Origin of the sequence: Martelella lutilitoris (assembly GCF_016598595.1) — a bacterium.
GTDB classification, from domain to species: Bacteria; Pseudomonadota; Alphaproteobacteria; order Rhizobiales; family Rhizobiaceae; genus Martelella; species Martelella lutilitoris_A.
Genome location: NZ_CP066787.1, coordinates 17,048 through 37,482, shown reverse-complemented (window position 1 = coordinate 37,482; position 20,435 = coordinate 17,048). Strand labels below are relative to the sequence as shown.

At 59.8% G+C, this 20,435-nt stretch carries 22 protein-coding genes and 1 pseudogene; 17 read left to right on the top strand and 6 right to left on the bottom strand.

Features of this window, described 5'->3' with window-relative positions:
• Nucleotides 1-23: 23 nt before the first annotated feature.
• The gene (locus JET14_RS20870) at nt 24-944 is read left to right on the top strand and encodes a DUF2493 domain-containing protein (RefSeq protein ID WP_024707754.1); all 921 of its coding nucleotides are present in this window, start codon (nt 24-26) and stop codon (nt 942-944) included.
• Between the two features lie 62 nt (nt 945-1,006).
• Here JET14_RS20870 and JET14_RS20865 read toward each other — a convergent pair whose 3' ends face one another.
• The 3 genes from JET14_RS20865 to JET14_RS20855 all read right to left on the bottom strand — a co-directional run bounded on the left by JET14_RS20865 (nt 1,007) and on the right by JET14_RS20855 (nt 2,711).
• Nucleotides 1,007-1,468 (bottom strand): DUF736 domain-containing protein, encoded by a 462-nt coding sequence (locus tag JET14_RS20865; protein ID WP_244435541.1) that lies wholly within the window; start codon nt 1,466-1,468, stop codon nt 1,007-1,009.
• Nucleotides 1,469-1,658: 190 nt separating this feature from the next.
• Nucleotides 1,659-1,991 carry a hypothetical protein gene (locus tag JET14_RS20860; RefSeq protein ID WP_200338264.1) on the bottom strand — a complete coding sequence of 111 codons (333 nt, stop codon included), beginning with the start codon at nt 1,989-1,991 and terminating at the stop codon, nt 1,659-1,661.
• Between the two features lie 126 nt (nt 1,992-2,117).
• Nucleotides 2,118-2,711, bottom strand: a complete 594-nt coding sequence (locus JET14_RS20855) for a L,D-transpeptidase (protein ID WP_244435540.1) — start codon at nt 2,709-2,711, stop codon at nt 2,118-2,120.
• 888 nt (nt 2,712-3,599) lie between these two features.
• Here JET14_RS20855 and repA point away from each other — a divergent pair.
• From repA to JET14_RS20830, 5 genes are all read left to right on the top strand, one after another.
• On the top strand, nt 3,600-4,805 hold the full coding sequence (gene repA / locus JET14_RS20850; RefSeq protein WP_024706734.1) for a plasmid partitioning protein RepA: 1,206 nt from the start codon (nt 3,600-3,602) through the stop codon (nt 4,803-4,805).
• A gap of 72 nt (nt 4,806-4,877) precedes the next feature.
• A complete protein-coding gene (repB, locus tag JET14_RS20845; RefSeq protein WP_024706735.1) occupies nt 4,878-5,864 on the top strand; it encodes a plasmid partitioning protein RepB in 987 nt (328 codons plus the stop codon).
• A gap of 156 nt (nt 5,865-6,020) precedes the next feature.
• Nucleotides 6,021-7,340 carry a plasmid replication protein RepC gene (gene repC / locus JET14_RS20840; protein ID WP_200338263.1) on the top strand — a complete coding sequence of 440 codons (1,320 nt, stop codon included), beginning with the start codon at nt 6,021-6,023 and terminating at the stop codon, nt 7,338-7,340.
• Between the two features lie 177 nt (nt 7,341-7,517).
• Nucleotides 7,518-7,883, top strand: coding sequence for a type II toxin-antitoxin system RelE/ParE family toxin (locus JET14_RS20835; protein ID WP_200338262.1), 366 nt, complete (start codon nt 7,518-7,520; stop codon nt 7,881-7,883).
• Nucleotides 7,876-8,202: a helix-turn-helix domain-containing protein gene (locus JET14_RS20830; RefSeq protein ID WP_024710144.1), complete on the top strand. Its 327-nt coding sequence runs from the start codon at nt 7,876-7,878 to the stop codon at nt 8,200-8,202. Before JET14_RS20835 ends, JET14_RS20830 begins: the two co-directional genes overlap by 8 nt.
• A gap of 25 nt (nt 8,203-8,227) precedes the next feature.
• Here JET14_RS20830 and JET14_RS20825 read toward each other — a convergent pair whose 3' ends face one another.
• Entirely contained in the window at nt 8,228-9,307 is a 1,080-nt protein-coding gene (locus JET14_RS20825) for a site-specific integrase (RefSeq protein WP_200338261.1), read from the bottom strand.
• Nucleotides 9,308-9,453: 146 nt separating this feature from the next.
• Between JET14_RS20825 and JET14_RS20820 the strand changes: the two genes are divergently transcribed.
• Both JET14_RS20820 and scpB read left to right on the top strand, forming a co-directional pair.
• Nucleotides 9,454-10,398, top strand: coding sequence for a DUF1403 family protein (locus tag JET14_RS20820; RefSeq protein ID WP_200338260.1), 945 nt, complete (start codon nt 9,454-9,456; stop codon nt 10,396-10,398).
• Nucleotides 10,399-10,400: 2 nt separating this feature from the next.
• Nucleotides 10,401-11,102, top strand: a complete 702-nt coding sequence (gene scpB, locus JET14_RS20815) for an SMC-Scp complex subunit ScpB (protein WP_200338259.1) — start codon at nt 10,401-10,403, stop codon at nt 11,100-11,102.
• Between the two features lie 254 nt (nt 11,103-11,356).
• Here the strand turns inward: scpB and JET14_RS20810 are convergent, their stop codons facing one another.
• Nucleotides 11,357-12,058: an IS6 family transposase gene (locus JET14_RS20810; protein WP_200338300.1), complete on the bottom strand. Its 702-nt coding sequence runs from the start codon at nt 12,056-12,058 to the stop codon at nt 11,357-11,359.
• A gap of 44 nt (nt 12,059-12,102) precedes the next feature.
• Here JET14_RS20810 and JET14_RS20805 point away from each other — a divergent pair.
• Nucleotides 12,103-12,474 (top strand): annotated as a pseudogene (locus JET14_RS20805) (acetolactate synthase catalytic subunit); the annotation flags it as partial.
• A 152-nt stretch (nt 12,475-12,626) separates the two neighbouring features.
• Here the strand turns inward: JET14_RS20805 and JET14_RS20800 are convergent.
• Nucleotides 12,627-13,082: an Lrp/AsnC family transcriptional regulator gene (locus tag JET14_RS20800; RefSeq protein ID WP_200338258.1), complete on the bottom strand. Its 456-nt coding sequence runs from the start codon at nt 13,080-13,082 to the stop codon at nt 12,627-12,629.
• 123 nt (nt 13,083-13,205) lie between these two features.
• Here JET14_RS20800 and JET14_RS20795 point away from each other — a divergent pair, with 123 nt between their 5' ends.
• The 8 genes from JET14_RS20795 to JET14_RS20760 all read left to right on the top strand — a co-directional run bounded on the left by JET14_RS20795 (nt 13,206) and on the right by JET14_RS20760 (nt 20,407).
• Complete coding sequence (locus tag JET14_RS20795) at nt 13,206-14,249, top strand: ornithine cyclodeaminase (RefSeq protein ID WP_200338257.1); 1,044 nt, start codon at nt 13,206-13,208, stop codon at nt 14,247-14,249.
• Nucleotides 14,250-14,252: 3 nt separating this feature from the next.
• Complete coding sequence (ctlX, locus tag JET14_RS20790; RefSeq protein WP_246750663.1) at nt 14,253-15,182, top strand: citrulline utilization hydrolase CtlX; 930 nt, start codon at nt 14,253-14,255, stop codon at nt 15,180-15,182.
• 81 nt (nt 15,183-15,263) lie between these two features.
• Nucleotides 15,264-16,193: a LysR substrate-binding domain-containing protein gene (locus tag JET14_RS20785; RefSeq protein ID WP_200338256.1), complete on the top strand. Its 930-nt coding sequence runs from the start codon at nt 15,264-15,266 to the stop codon at nt 16,191-16,193.
• A 151-nt stretch (nt 16,194-16,344) separates the two neighbouring features.
• Complete coding sequence (locus JET14_RS20780; RefSeq protein WP_200338255.1) at nt 16,345-17,115, top strand: ABC transporter ATP-binding protein; 771 nt, start codon at nt 16,345-16,347, stop codon at nt 17,113-17,115.
• 96 nt (nt 17,116-17,211) lie between these two features.
• Nucleotides 17,212-17,976, top strand: coding sequence for a transporter substrate-binding domain-containing protein (locus tag JET14_RS20775; protein WP_200338254.1), 765 nt, complete (start codon nt 17,212-17,214; stop codon nt 17,974-17,976).
• A gap of 5 nt (nt 17,977-17,981) precedes the next feature.
• On the top strand, nt 17,982-18,671 hold the full coding sequence (locus JET14_RS20770) for an ABC transporter permease (RefSeq protein WP_200338253.1): 690 nt from the start codon (nt 17,982-17,984) through the stop codon (nt 18,669-18,671).
• On the top strand, nt 18,668-19,360 hold the full coding sequence (locus JET14_RS20765) for an ABC transporter permease (RefSeq protein ID WP_200338252.1): 693 nt from the start codon (nt 18,668-18,670) through the stop codon (nt 19,358-19,360). Before JET14_RS20770 ends, JET14_RS20765 begins: the two co-directional genes overlap by 4 nt.
• Before the next feature lie 75 nt (nt 19,361-19,435).
• Nucleotides 19,436-20,407, top strand: a complete 972-nt coding sequence (locus JET14_RS20760) for an arginase family protein (RefSeq protein WP_200338251.1) — start codon at nt 19,436-19,438, stop codon at nt 20,405-20,407.
• The last annotated feature ends 28 nt before the right edge of the window (nt 20,408-20,435 follow it).

Genomic DNA, 20,435 nt, shown 5'->3' with positions numbered 1-20,435 from the left:
AAGGAAAACGAGAGGACGAACCGATGAACGCCTACACAACCGAAGTTCAGCAGCCGCAGAGCCCGACCGCGCACCTCCTCCAAGAAATCGCCCTCTTTGGCTACCGCCCGAACGGCGATGAGCACGACTACCGCCCTCTTCCCAACGCAGAGACTGTTGAGATCGGTGTCGCCGGCATATTCGAAAGCCTCGAAACCATGTTCACCAACACCCGGCTGGAAGACGAACTGTCCGAGGTGCTGTGGGCCGTCGCCAATGTGTTTCACCGCCGTCTGACCCGAGCGCAGAAGAAGCTCGATGACAATGAAGCCGAACAGCGAAGCTTGATCGCTGTGCAGGATGGCAGTGAGATCAGCAGCGTCGAACTGGAAAGGAAAGCTGCCGAAGGGGATACGCTGACTGAAATGCGCAATGCCTTCGAGGCGATGCGAGATCTTGCCGCGGATCACTATAGGGTAAGCGTCGGCTGTGAATGGCTACCGCGCACTGGTTCAAAGACCTCGTTCAATGGGCTTACCGCAGCGGTTATCGACAGTCGCGACTATCTCGCCAGGAAGCGCCACGAAGAGAAGGAAATCTATTGCCCGACCGGCACCAAGATCGCGTTCACGGGCGGCGCCGACTATCAGGACCACGAGACCATCTTCCATGCTCTCGACCAGACGCACAAAAAGTACCCGGATATGGTTCTGATCCACGGCGGTTCGCCCAAGGGGGCCGAGCTCATCGCCGCCAAATGGGCAGAACTTCGCAAGGTGGCGCAGGTGGTTTGCAAGCCCGACTGGACCGCGCACCGCAACAAGTCCGCGCCCTTCAAGCGCAACGACAAGATTGTCGAAATGATGCCCAAGGGGATGATCGTCACGCCCGGTAATGGCATCAACCAGAACCTGGCCGACAAGGCACGCAAGGCAGGTATTCCGCTCATGAAGGTCGGCTTCTAGGCCGATCTTCATCCCCTGAAGCAAAGGGCCAACGCCGAAGCGCCGGCCCTGGATTTGGCTGTCTAATCGCGCCAGAAGATCACTGACATGAGCTTGTCATCGATCTCGCCCGGATACTTGCCAAGATTTGCCCGCACAGTGCGTCCCGGCATATGCACCGACATCTGAAAGTACTCCTGACCCTGTTCGTTCTTACGCCGCCAAACTGCCCCGATCTCCACCTCCCGGTCTTTCGGGGTTTTGCCGTAAACGCGATATGCAGGTGAGCCTTCATTGTTGTTGTCAAGTTTGACGCCGCGAATGTCTTCGTCAAACTCAAGCGATGCGATATTGCCTTCGAATGTTTCCCGCGTTGCGTCAAACTGCACGTAGTTCAAGCGCTCCATATTCTTCATTTCTTGCTCCGTCGATTGCGTTGTTTTCAACGGTCCGCCATGGGCAAGGCATCCATTCCTTTTCCCTGGAAAACCAAGTTTTCCGGGGGCAAAGGAGGGAGGGCGCTGCCCGCCCGACGGCTTTTTCATTCACTGTCATGACACATCTGTTGAGGTGGTGCGGCCGCAGGCGAAGCCGAGGCACGGTTCAACAGATGTCATCTGCCTTGCAGATGCTTGGTCATTGACAGCGAAGGGAAAAGATGGCGGCGGACTTCGAGACAAAGCCGCAGCCAATTGGCCGCGACCTTATTGCTGGAAGCACTTTGCGCGCGCTTGTTTAAACCGCGGTCGCCGTATCAGACGTCGTCGCGATGTTTTGAGAAGAAAGAGGCAGGAATGCGACTGTTCGTGGATCATCGGTCAAGTCTGCTTCGAACGGGCCGCCTGGGAGTGACACGCGTAAATGCAGATATTCATTCCCATTCGCGTCGAAGCGTTTTCCGATGCCGCCGATCGCGACTTTTCGGCCGCGCGGTGAATACCCGAACATCTGGAAGTTATAAGGTCCCGACGGTTCGCCAATGATATGATACAGCGTACCGTTATGATGAATTTCACCCTCAAGGCCAGCTTCATTGGTAAAGCGAAGAAAATTGCGTGCTTGAGGCATGATGTCGTCCCGAATTTGATGCATTGCAGAGGTGTACTACACCCTTTAATCAATCGGCTAAATTGCGGAGTGTCAACGAATCCTGAGCATTTGATGACAGTTTTCACTAAGACTTTCGTATCAATTCTAACGGACGACGACGTGGGTGCCTACGCCTACACGATCATATAAATCAATGGCATCGCTGTTGAGCAGGCGGATGCAGCCACTCGAAACTGACTTTCCAATCGAAGACGGATCATTCGTGCCGTGAATACGATAGAGCGTGTCGGTGCCATCCTGGTAAAGGTATAGGGCGCGAGCGCCGAGCGGATTCGTCTCGCTGCCGGGCAGTCCCGTGGCTATAGGTGCGTTCACCTTTGGACGGTCGCGTATCATTGAGCTCGTTGGCGTCCAGGTCGGCCATTCGGCTTTCCTCCCAATGACAGCCTTTCCCGAAAAGTCATGGCCTTCTCTGCCGACTGCCACGTTGTAGGCCAGCGCCGTGTCGGCCTCCTGGACAAGATAGAGCTTGTGGTCATCCGGCTCTACGATGATTGTTCCGGGCGGTTCTGTTGTCTTGAAGCTAATCAGCGATGGCCCGCCGCCGCTTTTCTGCTGGTCGGCATCTATTGTCACTTCCGTCGAAGGATCCGCGACGCAACCGAGAAGAAGGAAGACTATGACTAGGGACGCCAGTGCTCCCGTAATCTGAATTGGTTTCGGCATTTCCAGCTGCATCGCCTGCATTGAGCGAAAAGGACGGCCATGGTGTTATCATGCGCGATCCCAATGACTAGTGTCACTAGCGTCATGAAGTCTGACAGCTTGGCCTTCGCCAGTCTAGGCGACGAGGTGGCGAAGCGCACCACTTTTCCAGGATTTTGAGGTCGGTCCAAGCGATATGTGAAAAGCCCCAAAAGCTCTCCCCACGCGAGAGAACGCGCCCGGCTGCGCGGGTGACGTGATGCCAGGCGGTCTGCTTCACGGCAGAGAATTATGGCGCATGTGCTACGAAGTCGCCCGAGCGTTAGTGTGGTGAAGGCCCTATGCTCACTCCGAATGGGCTCGATGCCCACCCGGCTAGCCCTCAGATCATAGATGCACTAATTTGCGTGTGGCTTTGGTCCAGAGCACATGGCGGTGCTCAGTTCGTCCACTCGAAATTTCTTAGCATCACTGCGAAGCCGATTAAAGGTAATCGTCATTTGCTACGGCGCCACCAGTCATCTCATCTGCCAGATATCTTGTGCTGGTTTGTACGATCTCCAACAATCCCGTGTGTCATTCCCAATAACCTCCCTTCTTCGAAATGTGCTCCAGACAGACTCGTGCGATTGCCAGCCGTAAAGAATGGGATTATTGTTAGAAAAAATAGTGAGTTACTGGAATTTTGTCGTTACGCTTCCGGTTGATCCGTGGTTAATTGATTTACGTGGCTCGACACTCGTTAGGCTGGCTGACCTAAACGGCATTCACTTCGTATTTTGCCCGGCGATGCGTTAATCTCTCGTTAACTAAAAATACCTTGCACGTTCGACGAATCGGTCCATACTAATAACGCTTTTTCATCAGTAACCGTATAAAAAGCGCTCTTAGAGAATTAACCGAGTCGATGGCAGTGATTCCTTGACGACACAGTCTGTTGCAAACACCGGCAAATCCGATTTTGCCGACGAGATCCTTGATCAGGGAAAGCTTATCTCGGATAAGCTCGACCTGCTGCGCATTGAGCAGTTCCCCCCGAATGCACAGAAGGGACTGCGGCTGTTTGGCATTGCCGAGGTTGCGGAGTTTCTCGGCGTCACCCAGAACCATATCAAGAAACTGCACTTAGAGGGCAAGGGCCCCTCCCCCGTCGTTTCAGCCTCCGGCCGCCGCTCGTATTCGGCCGAGCAAATCCTAGAGTTGCGCCGTTTTCTGGACAAGAATGGCCGCTCCGACAAGTTTTATGTGCCTCATCGTCGACCAGGTGACGATCTGCAAATTCTCTCCGTGGTCAATTTCAAGGGCGGCTCAGGCAAGACCACGACCACGGCTCACCTCGCCCAGTATCTGGCGCTGACCGGCCACCGCGTGCTGGCGATCGACCTCGACCCGCAGGCTTCGCTCACTGCGCTGCACGGTATCCAGCCGGAGCTCGACAACTCACCGTCTCTGTTCGAGGCGTTGCGTTATGATGACCAGATCAAGCCAATCAGCGAGATCATACGCCCGACCAACTTTCCCGGACTCGATATCGTACCGGCAAATCTCGAGCTGCAGGAATATGAATATGAGACACCGCTTGCCGCCACCGACCGGTCGTCTCAGGAAGGCCGACTTTTCTTCACCCGCCTCACCAGGGCGCTGAAGGAGGTTGAAGCCGATTATGATGTCGTGGTGATCGATTGCCCGCCACAACTGGGTTACCTCACCTTGACGGCGCTGACTGCGTCGACCTCAGTGCTGATTACCGTGCATCCGCAAATGCTCGATATTCTGTCAATGAGCCAGTTCCTGCTGATGCTGGGCGGCATTCTTGATTCAATTCGCGGCGTAGGTGCCAGCGTGAAGCTTAACTGGTTCCGCTACTTGGTGACCCGTTATGAGCCCACAGACGGACCGCAGGCACAGATGGTCGGCTTTATGCAAGCGATGTTCGGGAGCAGGATGCTCAAGAACCACATGGTCAAGTCCACAGCCATTTCCGATGCAGGTATTACCAAGCAGACGCTCTACGAGGTCGAGCGTGTACAGTTCACGCGAACGACCTATGACCGTGCGATCGGCTGCCTAAACGACGTCAATGGAGAGATTGCCGAACTCATCCACCAGGCATGGGGACGCAAGTGATGTTGCCAGCCGTACGAACAGAAGTTTTTTGTCGCATCTTCAAATACTTGTCACGCGATCGGGGGGACTGATATGGCACGCAAGCACCTTTTGAACCATGTCATAAGCCCGAAAGAGGCCAGCGATAAGCCTGAGGCTGGGCAAGACGGGCGCTCCGCATATGCCTTGCGCGGCGCATCGCGCTCGATGTTGCTATCGCTTGAGGAAATGGCGGAGAATTCGCTGCGTGTCCAGGACGGCGAGACAGTTGTCATGCTGGACCCGGACGATATCGATCCATCGCCCTATGTCGACCGCATCGAGGAAGATGGCGAAGCCTTGAATGTGCTGGTTGAAGCCATTCGCGAGGCTGGGCAGATTTCGCCGATCCTTGTGCGACCCAATCCGGACGTCGCCGGCCGCTTCATGCTCGTATATGGTCATCGCCGCACCCGGGCGGCAAAGATGCTTGGCATCAAGGTCCGTGCGATTATTCGCGACCTCGAGGAGCTTGCGCATGTGGTGGCCCAGGGACAGGAGAACACGGCGCGCGCGGACCTCTCCTTTATCGAAAAGGCGCTGTTTGCCAGCCGGCTGCAGCAATCCGGCATCGACAGGCAGGCCATCCGTCAGGCGCTCAGCATTGATAACGCCATGCTTTCGCGCATGCTTTCGATCGCGGAGGGCATCCCGACGGACATTCTCGAGCAGATCGGGGCGGCCAAAGGGATCGGCCGCGATCGTTGGGATGAGCTAAAACGTTTGCTGCTGCCGCCAGCAAAGCTGGAACAGGCGCGTCAGTTTGTGGGGGAGGGGCGTTTTCAGGAGCTCGGCTCACCGGAACGATGCCTGGCGCTGCTTGAGGAGCTGAAGCGCAAGGGAAGGCGGGCGAGGCTGAAGAATGTCAGCGAGAAGAAATGGTCGCTGGCTGACAATAAGATGAGCGTGACAACAAAGCACGCCACAAACGGTTTTTCTCTTTCACTCAAGGCTGCGGATGCGGATGCCTTTGGCACCTATCTTTCCGCCCAGTTAGAAGCGCTTTACGACGAATTTCAACGTCAGCAGAAGAAAGGATAACGCGCAAAAGAAAAAAGGCCCCCAAACGACGAGCGTCCGGAAGCCGATTTGTAACTAGCACCTACTGATTCGCATTTCCGACCGTTTCCGTCAAGAGGCTTTCCTGCATTCGATGTGGGGAGGGGCGGATTCTTTTGCCTTTTTAAGAGGTGAACCATGGACAATGCGATGACAACGACGCCCTTTGGGCGGCGGCCGATGTCGCTCGCGATGCTTTCAAGTCAGAAAGTGGCGCGGGAAGCCCCGAAGGGGGCTCGGCTCAATAAGTGGAAACTGTTCCATACTGTGCGCGAGGCGCGGGAAGCGCTGGGGGCGAGTGATCGCGGCCTTGCGATCCTGAACGCGCTTTTGACCTTCTATCCCGAGAACGAGCTTGCGGAGGAAACCGGCTTCGTGGTTTGGCCCTCCAATGAGCAGTTGATCGCGCGCGCCAACGGCATCTCGCCGGCGACGCTGCGCCGCCATCTGGCCGTCCTGGTCGAGTGCGGGTTGATCATCCGCCGCGACAGTCCGAACGGCAAGCGCTTCGCCAGGAAGGGCAGGGGAGGGCAGGTCGAGCAGGCCTATGGCTTCGACCTGTCGCCGCTTGTCGCCAGGGCGACCGAGTTCGAGGCGATGGCCGCACGGATCGCCGAGGAGCGTCTGGCGCTGAAATGCGCCCGGGAACGGCTGACATTGCTGCGCCGTGACATCGTCAAGATGATCGAGGCCGGGCTCGATGAGGGTGTTCCGGGCGAATGGGCGAAGATGACGCGCATTTATCGAGAGATCATTGACCGGCTTCCGCGCCGCCCCGACCTGGCGATCGCCGAGGATATTTGCGATGCTCTGGCCCTGCTGCACGAGGAAGTGCGTGAGACATTGGAATTTCACGTAAATCCGCAAAAAAAGAACGCCAATGAGTCTCATTCTGAGCGTCACAAACAGAATTCAAACCCAGAATCCCAATTTGAATCTAAATATGGCTTAGGAAATAGACCAGAAGCGAGTGGCAGCGCCGACGAAACCGACAACCTGCACAGCCTGCCGAAGCGGGAAATGCCATTGGCACTGGTGCTGGACGCCTGCGAAGGCTGGCGGGATCTGGCAAAGGGCGGCTCGATCCGTAACTGGCGGGAGTTTTTGGGTGTCGCCGAGATCGCCCGGCCGATGCTGGGCGTCAGTCCCAGCGCCTGGCGGGAGGCGGCCGAAATCATGGGCGACAAACAGGCCGCGATCACCCTTGCCGCCATCTACCAGCGCGGCGAAGCCGTCGTCAGCCCCGGCGGCTATCTGCGCAACCTGACGGACCGCGCCCGCGACGGCCAGTTCTCCGTCTGGCCGATGGTCATGGCGCTGCTCAGGGCACGGATCGAGGCTGGAAACAACGAGCCGCCGCCAAAACCCGATGCCGACGGGAGAGGGGAGGACCGCCGCGATGATGGTCTTTCCGTCTCGCCCGCCCTGGCACGCTCGCTGAAAAAGCCGGGGAGATGACTTGGAGCGCAGGCGTCATCACGGAACCTGCCGCATTGGTGAGAAAAGCCGATGTCCGGACATAGGAGATACGGATAATTCATTATTTGCCGGCACCTCCAGAGGAAGCGTTACCGTTGCGTTGAGGAGAGAAATTGACTATATATCCCAAAGTATCTATATCATTTAGGATATTAAATGACGAAATGGAAGGTCGCGTTTCATCACCGCTTCAAAGGCGAGATCACAGATCTTCCAGCAGATGTTCGGGTCGAATTGCTCGCGCATCTGGTGCTGCTTCGCGAAAAGGGATTTCGACTGGGACGGCCTGAGGTCGACACACTCGAAGGCTCCAAACACGCGAACATGAAGGAACTGCGCGTCAAGGTGTTGAAGGTGCAATGGCGGTTCGCGTTTGCCTTCGATCCGGAGCGAAAGGCTATAGTCCTTTGCGGCGGTGCAAAGAGCGGTGTGAGCCAGAGACTCTTTTACAAGCGCCTGATTGATCTGGCGGACAAACGGTACGATGAGCATTTGAGCGAGTTGGAGAAGAAACATGGATGATCTCGATAAGCTGATGCAGACGCTTCCTGAAGAAGAACGAGGCGCTATTGAAAAGCGTGCCGGCGAGCTTGTTGCGGCCTACAATCTGCGGGAACTGCGCGTACTTGCCGGACGGACGCAGGAGGATGTGTCCGTTGGAACAGGTATCAAGCAGAACAATGTTTCGAGACTGGAGAAGCGGGCCGACATGAAACTGTCGACGCTTCGCGATTATGTTGAATCCCTTGGCGGCACGTTGAAGATCGTCGCGGATGTCGCGGGCAAGAAAGTTGATCTGTCGAGCATTGCGGAGCGCTCCCGACACGGCCCAAAGCTCTGAAAGAGCCACGGCAGGGGAGGGGCTTCTAAAGCCCCGCGGCCTTTGTGAGATTGACCCTGAACCGGTCACGCCTGCGCTGGTATCGCCTTGTCATTTCGGCGGACGTGTGACCGAGTTGCTTTTGCACATAGCGCTCGTCAACTTCGGCCGAGGAGGCGAGGCCGGCGCGCAGCGAATGGCCGGAGAACAGTTTGACCCGTTCGGCCTCGGGCAGCTCCCCGCGAATGCCGGCGGCAAGCACCGTCTTCTTGATGAGGCGGGCAATTTCCTGGTCCTTCAGCCGTTCGGGGCCGACGACCTTGCCTTTGCCGGTGACACGGCGGAACAGCGGGCCATGGCCGATCCTGCCGAGTTTCAGCCAGGTTTCGACGGCGGCGACCGGGCAGGTGAGATCGGAGGAGCCGCGGCCGATTTCGACCTCCCGCCAGCCAGTTTTTCCGCGCAGCGTCACCAGCAGGCCCTTGTCGAAGATTTCGATCCAACCGTTTCCGTCCTCGCTCTGGTCGCGACCGCAATCGAGCGCGACGATTTCCGAGCGACGCAATCCTCCGGCAAAGCCGATCAGCAGCATGGCGCGATCGCGCAGACCCCGGAGCGTTCCGCGGTCGAGCGTTTCCAGCATGGCAATCAGCTCCTCCGGCAGGATCGCCTCCTTCTGGCGGGGCGGGGTTGCATGGCGATTGCGGATCCCGGCAAGCACCGTGGCAATATGGCGGTCGCGGCGATCAAGGTGAAGACCGCGCTGCATATAGTTCCACGTGATCGCCGAAAGCCGCCGTTCGATGGTGGAAACCGCGCTCGGCTTTGTCCGTGGCGCGGCTTCGCCTGCGGCAAGCGCCGTAATGTAGAGCCCGACGATTTGCGGATCGGGGGGCAGGGGCGCAAGCCCCTTGCGCCGGCACCAGCTTGAAAAATGCTCCCAGTCGGCGGCATAGGCGCGCCGCGTATTGGCCGCGCTCGAGGCGTCGACGTAACCGCGGGCGCGTTCGACCAGCGGCGCGAGATGCCCCGTCACCGCGCCCGACGCCCCGGACGGCTGCAATTCATAAGCGGCGCTCGTGCCGCGAGACGGGCTGTCGTGCGGATCGTCGTCGTTTTCGGGCATTGAGGGCCTCAAAATGGGGTTTTTCATTTATAATGAGCATTATGAACGATAATGCAAGATTATCAATCATAATACACAAAAGACAGGCTGTGCGGTTATGTCGATTATTATGGCATTAACTGCTCGTTTCGGTTAGCGTTGGCGTCATGGATTCGTACGCCGAAACACCCGCCAGAACCGCCGCGCCTTTGCCAGCTTGGACCCGCCCGCGCGGGAGCGATATCACCGAAAGCGATGCCGCCTTCTCGGCCGGTATCGCCCTGAAATCCCTTGATGATCTCGTCCGCTCTGAACCGCCTTGGGCCGGCTGCTGGCGCGAACGGCAGGCCCTGAAATGCGCCGCCGCCGCCGTCCGTCTCAGCGGTCGCAACGAGGACGAGGCGGCGCTGCGCGACGCCGTCCTGCTCACCGCCGCCGGCGACGATCCAGGCCCCGCTGGCAGGATGGTTTTGGCTCACAAAAGGCTTGCCGCCCGAAAACCCGGTTTTTCTGAGAAACAGGTGGGGGATCTCGCCGATCTGATGGGGCTCGCCTTCAACGACCACCTTGCCGCCGTACCGGAGCTGGCCGATACCGCGCTCCAGTCCGGCCGCGCGGTTCCCTTCGTAATCGCCGACCTCATCACCGCGATCCTCGCCATCCGTCCGGATGCCGAGCCATTGGCCTGGGCGATGGCCGACATGATGATCGCAACCCTGCTGAAGTGGGACCGTCCCGTGCCGCTGTTGATGGCCGAGCGCTACGGCCCGGCGTTTCGAACTATCGGCGGCAGGGGGCGTGTGCGGCCGGGCGAGCCGGCTTTCGCACGCGCGGTCTGCTTGGCACTCTCTGACGGGGCAGGGGACGCATTGCGGACAGCAGACACGATTGCACGTCGGGCGGATGTTCTTGTGACCGTCGCGCCGAAGGTGCGGACCAAGGGCGCGGGCCCGGTCATTCAGAAACTGCTGGACGAGGACGCTATCCCGGCCAGCGCGCCCGGCAGCAATCTTTCCCGCTGGGCCGCCTCGCGCCTGTTCGAACGGCTCGAAAGTTTCGGCGCCGTGCGCGAATTGTCGGGCCGTTCTTCCTTCCGGATTTACGGGTTGTGACCATGACCGGAGCAGCAGATAACAGGCCGTCCCGCCGCAAGAAAGCGAATGCCGCAGACGAAAAGGCGGGAGGCGAACGCCTCTTCGACCGGGAGCTCGAGGCCTTGCCGCCCGATCTGCGCTGGCGCGAATGGATGCTGCGGGTGGAGGCTGTGATCTTCGCCGCCGCCGAACCGGTCACCCGCGAAACGCTCGCCCGCGTCGTCGGCAAGGCCTGCAGCATCGATCTTCTGATCGACGATCTCCGCGAAGAACTCACCGGCCGGCCCTACGAGATCGTCCCGGTCGCCGGCGGCTGGCAGCACCGCAGCCGCCCGGCCTATGCCGACGCCATCCGCGCTTCGGCCGCCCCGACGCGCGGCGGAGGCGCTGCACTCTCCGAATTCGAATCCATGGTGCTGATGGCCATCGGCTATTTCCAGCCCATCACCCGCGCCGAACTCGGCAAGATTTTCGGCAAGGAGGTCAGCCGCGACACGATCGCCTCGCTCCGCAACGCCGCCCTCATCGCCTCCGGCCCCCGCAGCCCGACACCCGGCGCGCCCTATACCTATGTGACGACGAAGCACTTCCTCTCCGCATTCGGGATGGAGACGTTGCGTGACCTCCCAGACATCGAGGCGCTTGAGGATGCGGGGTTGCTCAGCAGAGCCGCTGTGCAGGAGGAGGCGATGGGGGCCGTCGTCGAGGGCGAGGAGGAATGAGGGCGCGGGACGCGCGGGAGGATCGCACCACGGCAATGTGCCAATCGATCAAGGCAGGACGAACACCTGAACACGGCCAACGTATAGACGTCGACTTCCCGGAGAGCAGGTCATAAGAAATAGCCAGGCGGACTTTTCGGTGTCCGATGAAAAGCAAAACAGTCGGGACATTTCGATGCCGGAGAATTCCGAAACTGGCACCGTAAACTTAACACCCGATAGGCTCTGGTTTGCCCGGTTGCTCGACTTGTCGACTAAATCCGAGCGATTTCCGCCCATATGCTCATGGCTGAGGCGCGCAGTTCGCGATGGTGGCTGGTGGAAATGTCGTGGCGAGGGATGTGGAAGAGGTTGGCGATCGGATCGTGAATGGAAACGAAGCGTTGGAGATGTCGCTTTGACTTGAAGCGCTTCATGATCCGCTCTCGCCGTCGGACTGGCTGGTGGGAATTCTCCGCCCGATTGTTCAGGCCCTTATGCGAGCGGTGCTCGACGCCGTGCATGATTTTCTGCTTTGCGGCTGCATAGGAGCGAAGCTTGTCGGTGATCATCACGCGCGGCGATCGTCCCTGGCCTTTCAAAAGCTTGCGCATCAGGCGCTTGGCCGCCTTGGTGTCGCGGCGGCTTTGCACCAGGACCTCCAGGACGAAACCGTCCTGATCCACGGCGCGCCATAGCCAATGCTTCTTGCCCCGGATCGAGATAACGGCCTCATCTAGGTGCCACTTATCACCAAGCCGCCCGGATGACCGGCGACGGATCTCGTTGGCGAAGGTCCGGCCAAACTTCTCCGCCCACAGTCTGTCGGTCTGATGCGAGACAATGATGCCACGCGCCGCCAACAAATCCTCTACCATCCGCAGGCTCAGGGGAAAGCGGAAATAGAGCCACACCGCATGGGCGATGATTTCGGGTGGAAAACGATGGCGGCGGTAAAGAGGATCTCGGTCAGTCATGGCCGAGCATCCCACATTCAGGTCCAAGCTTCGTTAAGTTGGCGATGCCCTATATCGATATGGCTTTCGCCGCGGCTGCATCGGGCCGCCCAGGCCCGGCCGTCCTGATCGTCCCGATCGGCATATTCGTGGAAACAGCAACGAGCCGCAACGATGCCCGGACGGCGTCTCTCGGCACATTTCCACTCGATCGCAGCCGCCCGGACCCGGAACGAGTTGCCCAGACCGCCAAATTGCTGGCGTCGGCGGAGCGTCCGCTGATAATCGCGGGTGGCGGCGTGCATGTATCTGGCGCGGCCGAAGAACTCGCCGCCCTCCAGGAGTCATTCGGCCTGCCGGTGGCGACGACCGTTATGGGCAAGGGTGCGGTGGACGAAAACTACCCGCTTTCGGCCGGCATCTTCGGCTATTTCATGACCAATCGCAGTCGTGCCAAGCATCTGCGACCGATGGTGGCTTCAATCAGTGCCTTTTCTACTTTTTCCGGATTCTTGTGGCTCGCGCTTTTCAAGCGTCGCTCGATAGCATTCGTTCGCGCCGGTGATGATTCGCAGAACGGCCGGCGCCGTCACACGCTGCTCAGAAGCAGGCTGGTCTCGCTGTTGGATACGCCTTCGATCATCCGGACCTCGCGCAGGACCCTGTCGAATTCCGACAGCGTCGATGTGCGGATATTGGCGACGAGGTCCCAGTTGCCATTGGTCGTGTGCAGCGAATAGACCTCCGGCAGGCCGCGCAACTTGCGAATGACCTGGGTGGTCGATTTGCCGACGACCTCGATCATCATCACCGCATGAACCCGATCATCCTCGTAATCCTCGCGCACCCGCACGGTAAAGCCCATCAGGGTTCCGGTATCGATCAGCCGGTCGAGGCGTTTCTGCACCGTGCCGCGGGCAATCCCCAGCGTGTCGGAGAGCTTGGAAAGCGAGGCCCGGCCATCGCTGCGCAGATGCGAAATAATGTCCCTGTCAAGGCGATCGGGAACGTATTTGGCTATGGTATTGTCGCGTTCATTGTTCAAATTGATCAATCCATTTGTTCAAATAGACTAAATATGCAACAAATTTAGTACAGTTTTGCGCTTTTCGCTAGCATTCAAATCGGCATAGCTTTCCTGAGAGGATCAAAACGAAAAGAGGTTGAAATGCCGTCACCTTCCACCAAAGCCTATGTGCCCTTCGTCAGCGTCGAGAACATGATGCGGCTGGTGCACAATGTCGGCATCGAGACGATGATGATCGAACTCGTCGAAGCGCTTGAAGAGGATTTCCGGCGCTGGGACCAGTTCGACAAGACGCCGCGCGTGGCCGCCCACTCCGCCGATGGCGTGATCGAGCTGATGCCGACCTCCGATGGCGGTCATTACGGCTTCAAATATGTCAACGGCCATCCCAGGAACAAGCTGACGGGGCACCAGACGGTCACGGCGTTCGGGCTGCTGGCCGATGTCGCCACCGGCTATCCGGTCCTTCTGAGCGAGATGACACTGCTGACGGCTATCCGGACAGCGGCAACGTCGGCGATGGTTGCCCGCCATCTGGCGCCGAAGAATGCCGGAACGATGGCGATGATCGGCAATGGCGCGCAGGCGGAGTTCCAGGCGCTGGCGATGAAGGCCGTCGTCGGCATCAGGGCGGTGCGGCTCTATGACATCGACCCGGCCGCAACAGAGAAGGCCTGCCGCAATCTGGAAGGCAGCGGGCTGTCGGTGAAGGCCTGCCGCTCGTCGGAGGAGGCGCTGGAGGGCGCCGAGATCGTCACCACCTGCACGGCCGACAAGCAGTATGCCACGATCCTGACGGACAACATGGTCGGGGCGGGCATCCACATCAACGCCATCGGCGGCGATTGCCCCGGCAAGACCGAACTGCATCCCGATATCCTGAAGCGTGCGACCACCTTCGTGGAGTATCCGCCGCAAACGCGTATCGAGGGCGAAATCCAGCAGATGGGCGAAGACTACGCGGTGACCGAATTCTGGCGGGTGCTCGAGGGAAGCCAGGCCGGGCGCACCGACGAACGCCAGATCACGCTGTTCGACAGCGTCGGTTTCGCGATCGAGGATTTCACCGCGCTGCGCTATGTCGCCGAGCGGATCAAAGGCACCGAACTCTACGACAACCTCGACATGATCGCCGATCCGGACGACACGCGCGATCTCTTCGGTATGCTGCAGCGGGCGGTGTGAACCATGGCGCGCCCTTTCTTCTTTTCGCCGCAGGCGGCGAGCGCGGTGGTCATGGTCCGGCCGCATCATTTCACCGTCAACACCGAAACGGCCAATGACAACCGGTTTCAGAAGGTTCCCGAAACCGGGCAGGACCTCAGGCGCCGGGCCTATGATGAAATCACCCGCGCCGGCGAAATGCTCTCTTCGGCCGGCATTGCCGTGCACATGTTCGAGGACGAGGGGGATACGACGCCGGATTCTGTCTTTCCAAACAACTGGTTTTCCACCCATGCCGGCGGGCATATCGCGATTTTTCCGATGAAGGCGCGAAACCGGCGGCTCGAACGCCGTCCGGACATCATCGAAATGCTGAAACGCGACTATCGCGTTCAGGACGTCATCGACTATTCGGGGCTGGAAGCCGACGGTCTTTTCCTCGAGGGAACGGGCGCCATGGTGCTCGATCATATCGACAGGGTGGCCTATGTGGTACGTTCCGAGCGCGCCGATCCGGTCGCGCTCGAGCGTTTCGCGACCCACTTCAATTTCGAACCGATGGTCTTCGACGCGCGCGACCCTGAGGGCATGGCGATCTATCACACCAATGTCCTGATGTGCATCGGAACCGGTTTCGTGCTGATCGGCCCGGACATGATGACCGAACCCGACCGGCGGGCCGAGATCCTCGACAGGTTGCGACGGACCGGACGGGACATCATTGCTCTCGACAACGACCAGATCGCCCGCTTTGCCGGCAATGCGCTTGAGCTTCAGGCGCCCGATCAGCGATTGCTCGCCCTTTCCACGACTGCGCTCGACGCCTTGCGTCCCGACCAGATTGCAGCGATAGAAAAGACGGCAAGCATTGTGGCGTTGGACATTCCGACGATCGAGAACGCCGGCGGCTCGGTGCGCTGCACCCTGGCGGGCATTCACCTCGCCAGACGATAGAAGCGGCCGGCCTGGGCGGTCGTCATTGCGTCAGGCGACAGATCGTCCACCAGGACCGGGCGCCGAAACATTGAGGTCGACGTGAAGGATCTGCGACATCTGCCTTTGCAGACGCTGAGGACGTTCGAGGCAACCGCCCGCCATGGCAGCATGGCGCGGGCGGCGGCCGAGCTCAACTTGACCGACAGCGCCGTCAGTCATCAGCTGCGCAGGCTGGAGGGCGATCTCGGCTATGACCTGTTCGAGAAGGCGGGGCGGGGGATCAGGCTCACCGATGCCGGGCAACTGTTTTACAAGACCGTTGCGAAGGCGTTGCAGGATATCCTGTCGACCGCGGTCATGTTGTCCGAACAGCCGCTCGCCGGCGGGCGGCTGGACATTGCCTGTCCGCCGATGTTCGCCAGCGCCTGGCTTGCGAAGAATATCGCGGATTTCAGCGAGAGGCACCCGACGGTTGAATGCCATATCCGGCTCATTGAAAATCATCTCGTCCCCGAAACAGCTGATGTCGATCTCGGTATCATGTTCGGGCAGGGCGGATGGCCAAACCGGTGGTCGGCGCGTCTCGCCGATGTCGACATCACGCCGGTCTGTTCGCCGGTGCTGTTTCAGCGTCTGGGATATGCAACGCCGGATGCGGGCGCGTTGAAAAACTGTCTTCTGCTGCATCGGGACGACGGGGCAGAGTGGCGGCGCTGGCTTTCCGAATGCGGCCACGGCGATGTATTCGACCGCGCCCGCCACCTTTATTGCAGCGATCTCGGCATCGCCATCGATCTTGCGCTCAACGGTGTCGGGTTTGCGCTTGCCAGCGAAACGCTGACCCGCAATGATATTCGCCAGGGCCGTCTCATAAGACCATTCGGTTTCTCGATCGATGCCTTTGGCGGCTGGTATGTCGTTGTCCACCTGCACAGCTTGGAGCGGGCCGGCCCGCGCCTGTTCCTGCATTGGCTTCTGGCGGCCTTCGGGCAGGACGACATGGTCGACACGCTACCCTCTCCCGATTGATGAAAACAGATCATGATTCGCTTGAGGAATGATCATTTGCGCAAAAATCCGACACGCATCTATTGTGCCTGAAAATTAGACATCGGCGTTTGCCGATGCCCGGCCCGCTCCGCGGGAGACCTTCCGCCCGAGACATGCTCCGGAGTATGAAATGGACAAACTCGCCGTCAGCGACATTCACAAATCATACGGCCAGCACGAAGTGCTGAAAGGCGTTTCGCTGCGTGCGGCCGCCGGCGATGTCGTCAGCATTCTCGGTTCCAGCGGTTCGGGCAAAAGCACGTTCCTGCGCTGCATCAACTTCCTGGAACGTCCGCATGAGGGCGAGATTGCCGTGGATGGCAAGAGGCTGGAAACGGTGCGGGACCGCGACGGCATGCTGAGGGTGCTGAACCGCAGCGAGCTGCGGCTGATGCGCACCCGCCTTGCCATGGTTTTCCAGAATTTCTGCCTCTGGTCCCATATGAACGTGCTGTCCAACATCATCGAAGCGCCGATCAGCGTGCTGGGCCTGTCGCGCCGTGAGGCGACCGAACTGGCGAAGGCGAACCTCACCAAGGTCGGCCTCGGTCTGGACGTTCTCGACAAATACCCCACCCATCTTTCCGGCGGCCAGCAGCAGCGTGTGGCGATCGCCCGCGCGCTTGCCGTCAATCCCGAGGTCCTGCTGTTCGACGAGCCGACCTCGGCGCTGGACCCGGAACTGGTGAGCGAGGTGCTCAAGGTCATGCAGGCGCTCGCCGAAGAGGGCCGCACCATGGTGGTCGTCACCCATGAGATGGGCTTTGCCCGCCACGTCTCGACCAAGGTCATGTTCCTGCATCAGGGCCGCGTCGAGGAAGAAGGCGCGCCGTCGCGCGTGTTCGACCAAACCGAGAGCGAACGCATGCAGCAATTCCTGGCCGGACAATTGCGGCATTGACCGGGCGCATCGTCCCGCCGAACGCCGATAAGAAATGGCAGACCGGATCGTTCCGCAACTGCCGCTCCACCCCCGAAAACCACAGAGGACAGACCTATGAAAAGACTGCTTTCCGCCGCCGCCATCGCGCTTGCCCTTGCGACCGGCACGGCTTACGCCCAGACCGGCGAAAAGGTCATCGTCGCAACGGACGCGACCTTCCCGCCGTTCGAATCGATCGACAAGGACGGCAAGCTCGTCGGATACGACATCGACCTGATGACGGCCGTGTGCGAGGCCGCCGAACTTAACTGCGTCATCTCCAATGCCGCCTGGGAGGGGATGATCCCCGGCCTTATCAGCGGCAAATACGATGCGCTGATTTCGCAGCTGACGGTGACCGACAAGCGCCGCAAGGTCATCGCTTTCAGCGACATCTACAGCCATCCGATCTTCCGTTTCGTCGCGGCTAGGGACTCGGACCTTACGATCACGCCGGAAGGTCTTGCCGACAAGACCATCGCCGTTCAGCGCGGCACGCCGATGGATGCCTATGTCACCCGCGTCTACGCCGACTCCGATATCAAGCGCTACGACACCGGCAGCGCGCCTTATCTCGATCTGGAAAGCAAGCGCGCCGATGTCGTGCTCAGCTACCAGGCACAGATCACGGCGGGTTTCCTGGGCGGCGACAAGGCTGAAAGTTATGAGCTTGTCGGCCCGCAGTTGACCGGAGAAGACGCGCCGGAATTCGGCGAGGGCGTGGCGATCGCGATCAGCAAGAAAAACACCGCGCTTTTGGAAGAGATCAACAAGGGCCTCGAGATCGTCCGTGAAAACGGCACGCTGGATGCGCTCAACGCCCAGTATTTCGGTGACTGACGGATATGCTCGTCGATTACACCTGGACGATCCTGGCAGGAGGAGGGATGACCCTTCTCCTGGCCTTTGCGGCGCTGTTGCTGTCGACGCTGATCGGCATGGCGGCAGCGCTCGCCAAGCGCTCGCACAGCCGGCCGTTGCGGGGCGCGGCCGAGGCCTACACCTTCATCGTTCGCGGTATTCCGGACCTCGTCATGATCCTGCTGGTGTTCTACAGCCTGCCGGCGCTGCTCAACCAGCTGTTCCAGCTCTGGGGTCTGGACTGGTGGGTCGAGTTTCCGCCGCTTGCGACCGGGATTGCGACGCTGGGGCTGATTTTCGGCGCCTATATGACCGAAACCTTCCGCTTTGCACTGGAAAACATTCCGCATGGCCAGATCGAGGCGGCACAGGCCTTCGGCCTCGCACGGGCGCGGATCTTCTTTCGGATCGTGCTGCCGCAGCTCATCCGGCTGGCGCTGCCAGGGTTTACCAACAACTGGCTGGTGCTGGCCAAGGCAACGGCGCTGGTTTCGCTGATCGGACTTCAGGACGTCATGTTCCGGGCCAAGGGCGCAGCTGAAGCGACGGGACAGCCCTTTACCTTCTATCTCGTTGCGGGCGCATTCTATCTGGCCCTCACGCTGCTTTCCACATTCTGCCTCGCGCGCGTCGCGGCGCATTTCAATGCGGGCATGAGAAAGGCCGGAGCATGAACTGGGATATCATCGCCGAAAACCGCCTCCTGTTTCTCGAAGGCGCGAAGCTGACACTGGTGCTGACCTTTTTCGCCCTTCTACTGGCCTTTGCTATCGCCGTGCCGCTGTCTTTCCTGCGCAACAGCAATAACCGTGCGATCCGCGGCGCGGTTCACGCCTATACGCTGGTCTTTCGCGGAACCCCGCTTCTGGTGCAGCTCTTCCTGATCTATTTCGGCCTGGCGCAGTTCGAACTGATCCAGACGAGTTTTCTGTGGCCCTGGCTTTCAAGCCCGATGGTCTGTGTGCTGATGGCGCTTGCGCTGAATTCCGGGGCTTACACCACCGAGATATTTGCCGGTGCGCTTCGGCACATTCCGCACGGCGAGATCGAGGCGTCGCGCGCCTTCGGAATTCCCCCGCTTGCCGCGGCCCGACGCATCCTGCTGCCGGCCATGCTGACTCGTGCGCTGCCGCTTTACGGCAACGAGATGATCATGATGCTGCATGCGACCTCGCTTGCGAGCACGGTGACGCTTCTGGAGACGACCGGCGTCGCTCGGCAGATCTCGCTCAACGACTATATCCAGTTCGAACCCTACGTGACAGCGGCCGGTATCTATCTGGTAATGACATTCGTGCTGGTCTCCGCCTTCCAGCTCGTTCAGCGCCGCTATGCCGGATACCTGCAGCCAAGACTTCACTGACCGCGCGGACGATCCGCATTCAAACAATGACAAACGATCTGCCCGCGTCCCAGACCTGGCAGACAAGGAGAAGACATGACTGAATCCGTCGATCTCGGCGTTCTTTTCGGCGCAGCCGCCGACACCAAAACCTTCCTCGGGCTGGACGCCTGCGGTGAGCTGACGACGCTCGACGCCCCGATTGCCATCATCGGCGCGCCCTGCGCCACGCCCTATGCCAGCGCCGGCGCCTATTGCCGCAATGCTCCCGATGCGCTCAGGCGGGCAACCGCGCCCCTGACAGCCAATGTCGACCATTTCGATTTCGATCTCGGCGGTCCGGTGTTTCCCGAGTCCGGTCTGCGCGCCGTCGATTGCGGCAACCTGCCCTTCGACGAAAACGATGCGGCGGGCAACCGGGGCACGATCCGCAAGGCCGTCAGCACGGTCATCTCGCGCGGGGCCGTTCCCGTCCTGCTCGGTGGCGACGATTCCATTCCGATCCCGATGATCGACGCGCTGTCCGAGACCGGTCGTAAATATACCATCGTTCAGATCGACGCGCATATCGACTGGCGCGATTCCCACATGGGCGAGAACATGGGGCTGTCGTCGACAATGCGCCGGGCATCCGAAATGGGCCATATCGAGCGGATCATTCAGGTCGGCGCGCGCGGCATCGGCTCGGCAAGGGCGTCGGACGTCGAGGATGCCAGGCGTTGGGGCGCCAGCCTCTTTACCGCCCATCAGCTCGGTCGCGACGGCCTCGAGCCGGTGCTCGACATGATCCCGGATGGCACCGATGTCATCGTTTGTTTCGATGCCGACGCGTTCGATTCCACGCTTGTGCCGGGCGTGATCGCGCGCGGTCCGGGCGGGCTCTCCTATTTCCAGACCCTCGACCTTCTGTTCGGGATTGCCAAACGCGGCCGCATCGCCGCGATGGATTTTGTCGAATTCATGCCGGAGCGCGATATCGATGGGCTGGGCGCGCTGTCGTTTGCCCGCGTCATCACTTCCGCGCTCGGCATTCTCGCCCGTCAGCGCGCGGCGGCAAAACCTGTCTAGCCTGATGAAGGAGCCGCTTCCACTTTAA

Excerpts from the sequence above, each read along its gene's own strand:
- JET14_RS20825 (WP_200338261.1), bottom strand. The coding sequence starts at position 9,307 with ATGCCCGAAAACGACGACGATCCGCACGACAGCCCGTCTCGCGGCACG.
- JET14_RS20780 (WP_200338255.1), top strand. The coding sequence starts at position 16,345 with ATGGACAAACTCGCCGTCAGCGACATTCACAAATCATACGGCCAGCAC.
- JET14_RS20795 (WP_200338257.1), top strand. The coding sequence starts at position 13,206 with ATGCCGTCACCTTCCACCAAAGCCTATGTGCCCTTCGTCAGCGTCGAG.
- JET14_RS20775 (WP_200338254.1), top strand. The coding sequence starts at position 17,212 with ATGAAAAGACTGCTTTCCGCCGCCGCCATCGCGCTTGCCCTTGCGACC.
- repB (WP_024706735.1), top strand. The coding sequence starts at position 4,878 with ATGGCACGCAAGCACCTTTTGAACCATGTCATAAGCCCGAAAGAGGCC.
- JET14_RS20810 (WP_200338300.1), bottom strand. The coding sequence starts at position 12,058 with ATGACTGACCGAGATCCTCTTTACCGCCGCCATCGTTTTCCACCCGAA.
- JET14_RS20765 (WP_200338252.1), top strand. The coding sequence starts at position 18,668 with ATGAACTGGGATATCATCGCCGAAAACCGCCTCCTGTTTCTCGAAGGC.
- JET14_RS20865 (WP_244435541.1), bottom strand. The coding sequence starts at position 1,468 with ATGAAAAAGCCGTCGGGCGGGCAGCGCCCTCCCTCCTTTGCCCCCGGA.
- scpB (WP_200338259.1), top strand. The coding sequence starts at position 10,401 with ATGACCGGAGCAGCAGATAACAGGCCGTCCCGCCGCAAGAAAGCGAAT.
- JET14_RS20830 (WP_024710144.1), top strand. The coding sequence starts at position 7,876 with ATGGATGATCTCGATAAGCTGATGCAGACGCTTCCTGAAGAAGAACGA.
- ctlX (WP_246750663.1), top strand. The coding sequence starts at position 14,253 with ATGGCGCGCCCTTTCTTCTTTTCGCCGCAGGCGGCGAGCGCGGTGGTC.
- JET14_RS20835 (WP_200338262.1), top strand. The coding sequence starts at position 7,518 with ATGACGAAATGGAAGGTCGCGTTTCATCACCGCTTCAAAGGCGAGATC.
- JET14_RS20860 (WP_200338264.1), bottom strand. The coding sequence starts at position 1,991 with ATGCCTCAAGCACGCAATTTTCTTCGCTTTACCAATGAAGCTGGCCTT.
- JET14_RS20820 (WP_200338260.1), top strand. The coding sequence starts at position 9,454 with ATGGATTCGTACGCCGAAACACCCGCCAGAACCGCCGCGCCTTTGCCA.
- JET14_RS20870 (WP_024707754.1), top strand. The coding sequence starts at position 24 with ATGAACGCCTACACAACCGAAGTTCAGCAGCCGCAGAGCCCGACCGCG.
- JET14_RS20760 (WP_200338251.1), top strand. The coding sequence starts at position 19,436 with ATGACTGAATCCGTCGATCTCGGCGTTCTTTTCGGCGCAGCCGCCGAC.
- JET14_RS20770 (WP_200338253.1), top strand. The coding sequence starts at position 17,982 with ATGCTCGTCGATTACACCTGGACGATCCTGGCAGGAGGAGGGATGACC.
- JET14_RS20855 (WP_244435540.1), bottom strand. The coding sequence starts at position 2,711 with ATGCAGCTGGAAATGCCGAAACCAATTCAGATTACGGGAGCACTGGCG.
- repC (WP_200338263.1), top strand. The coding sequence starts at position 6,021 with ATGGACAATGCGATGACAACGACGCCCTTTGGGCGGCGGCCGATGTCG.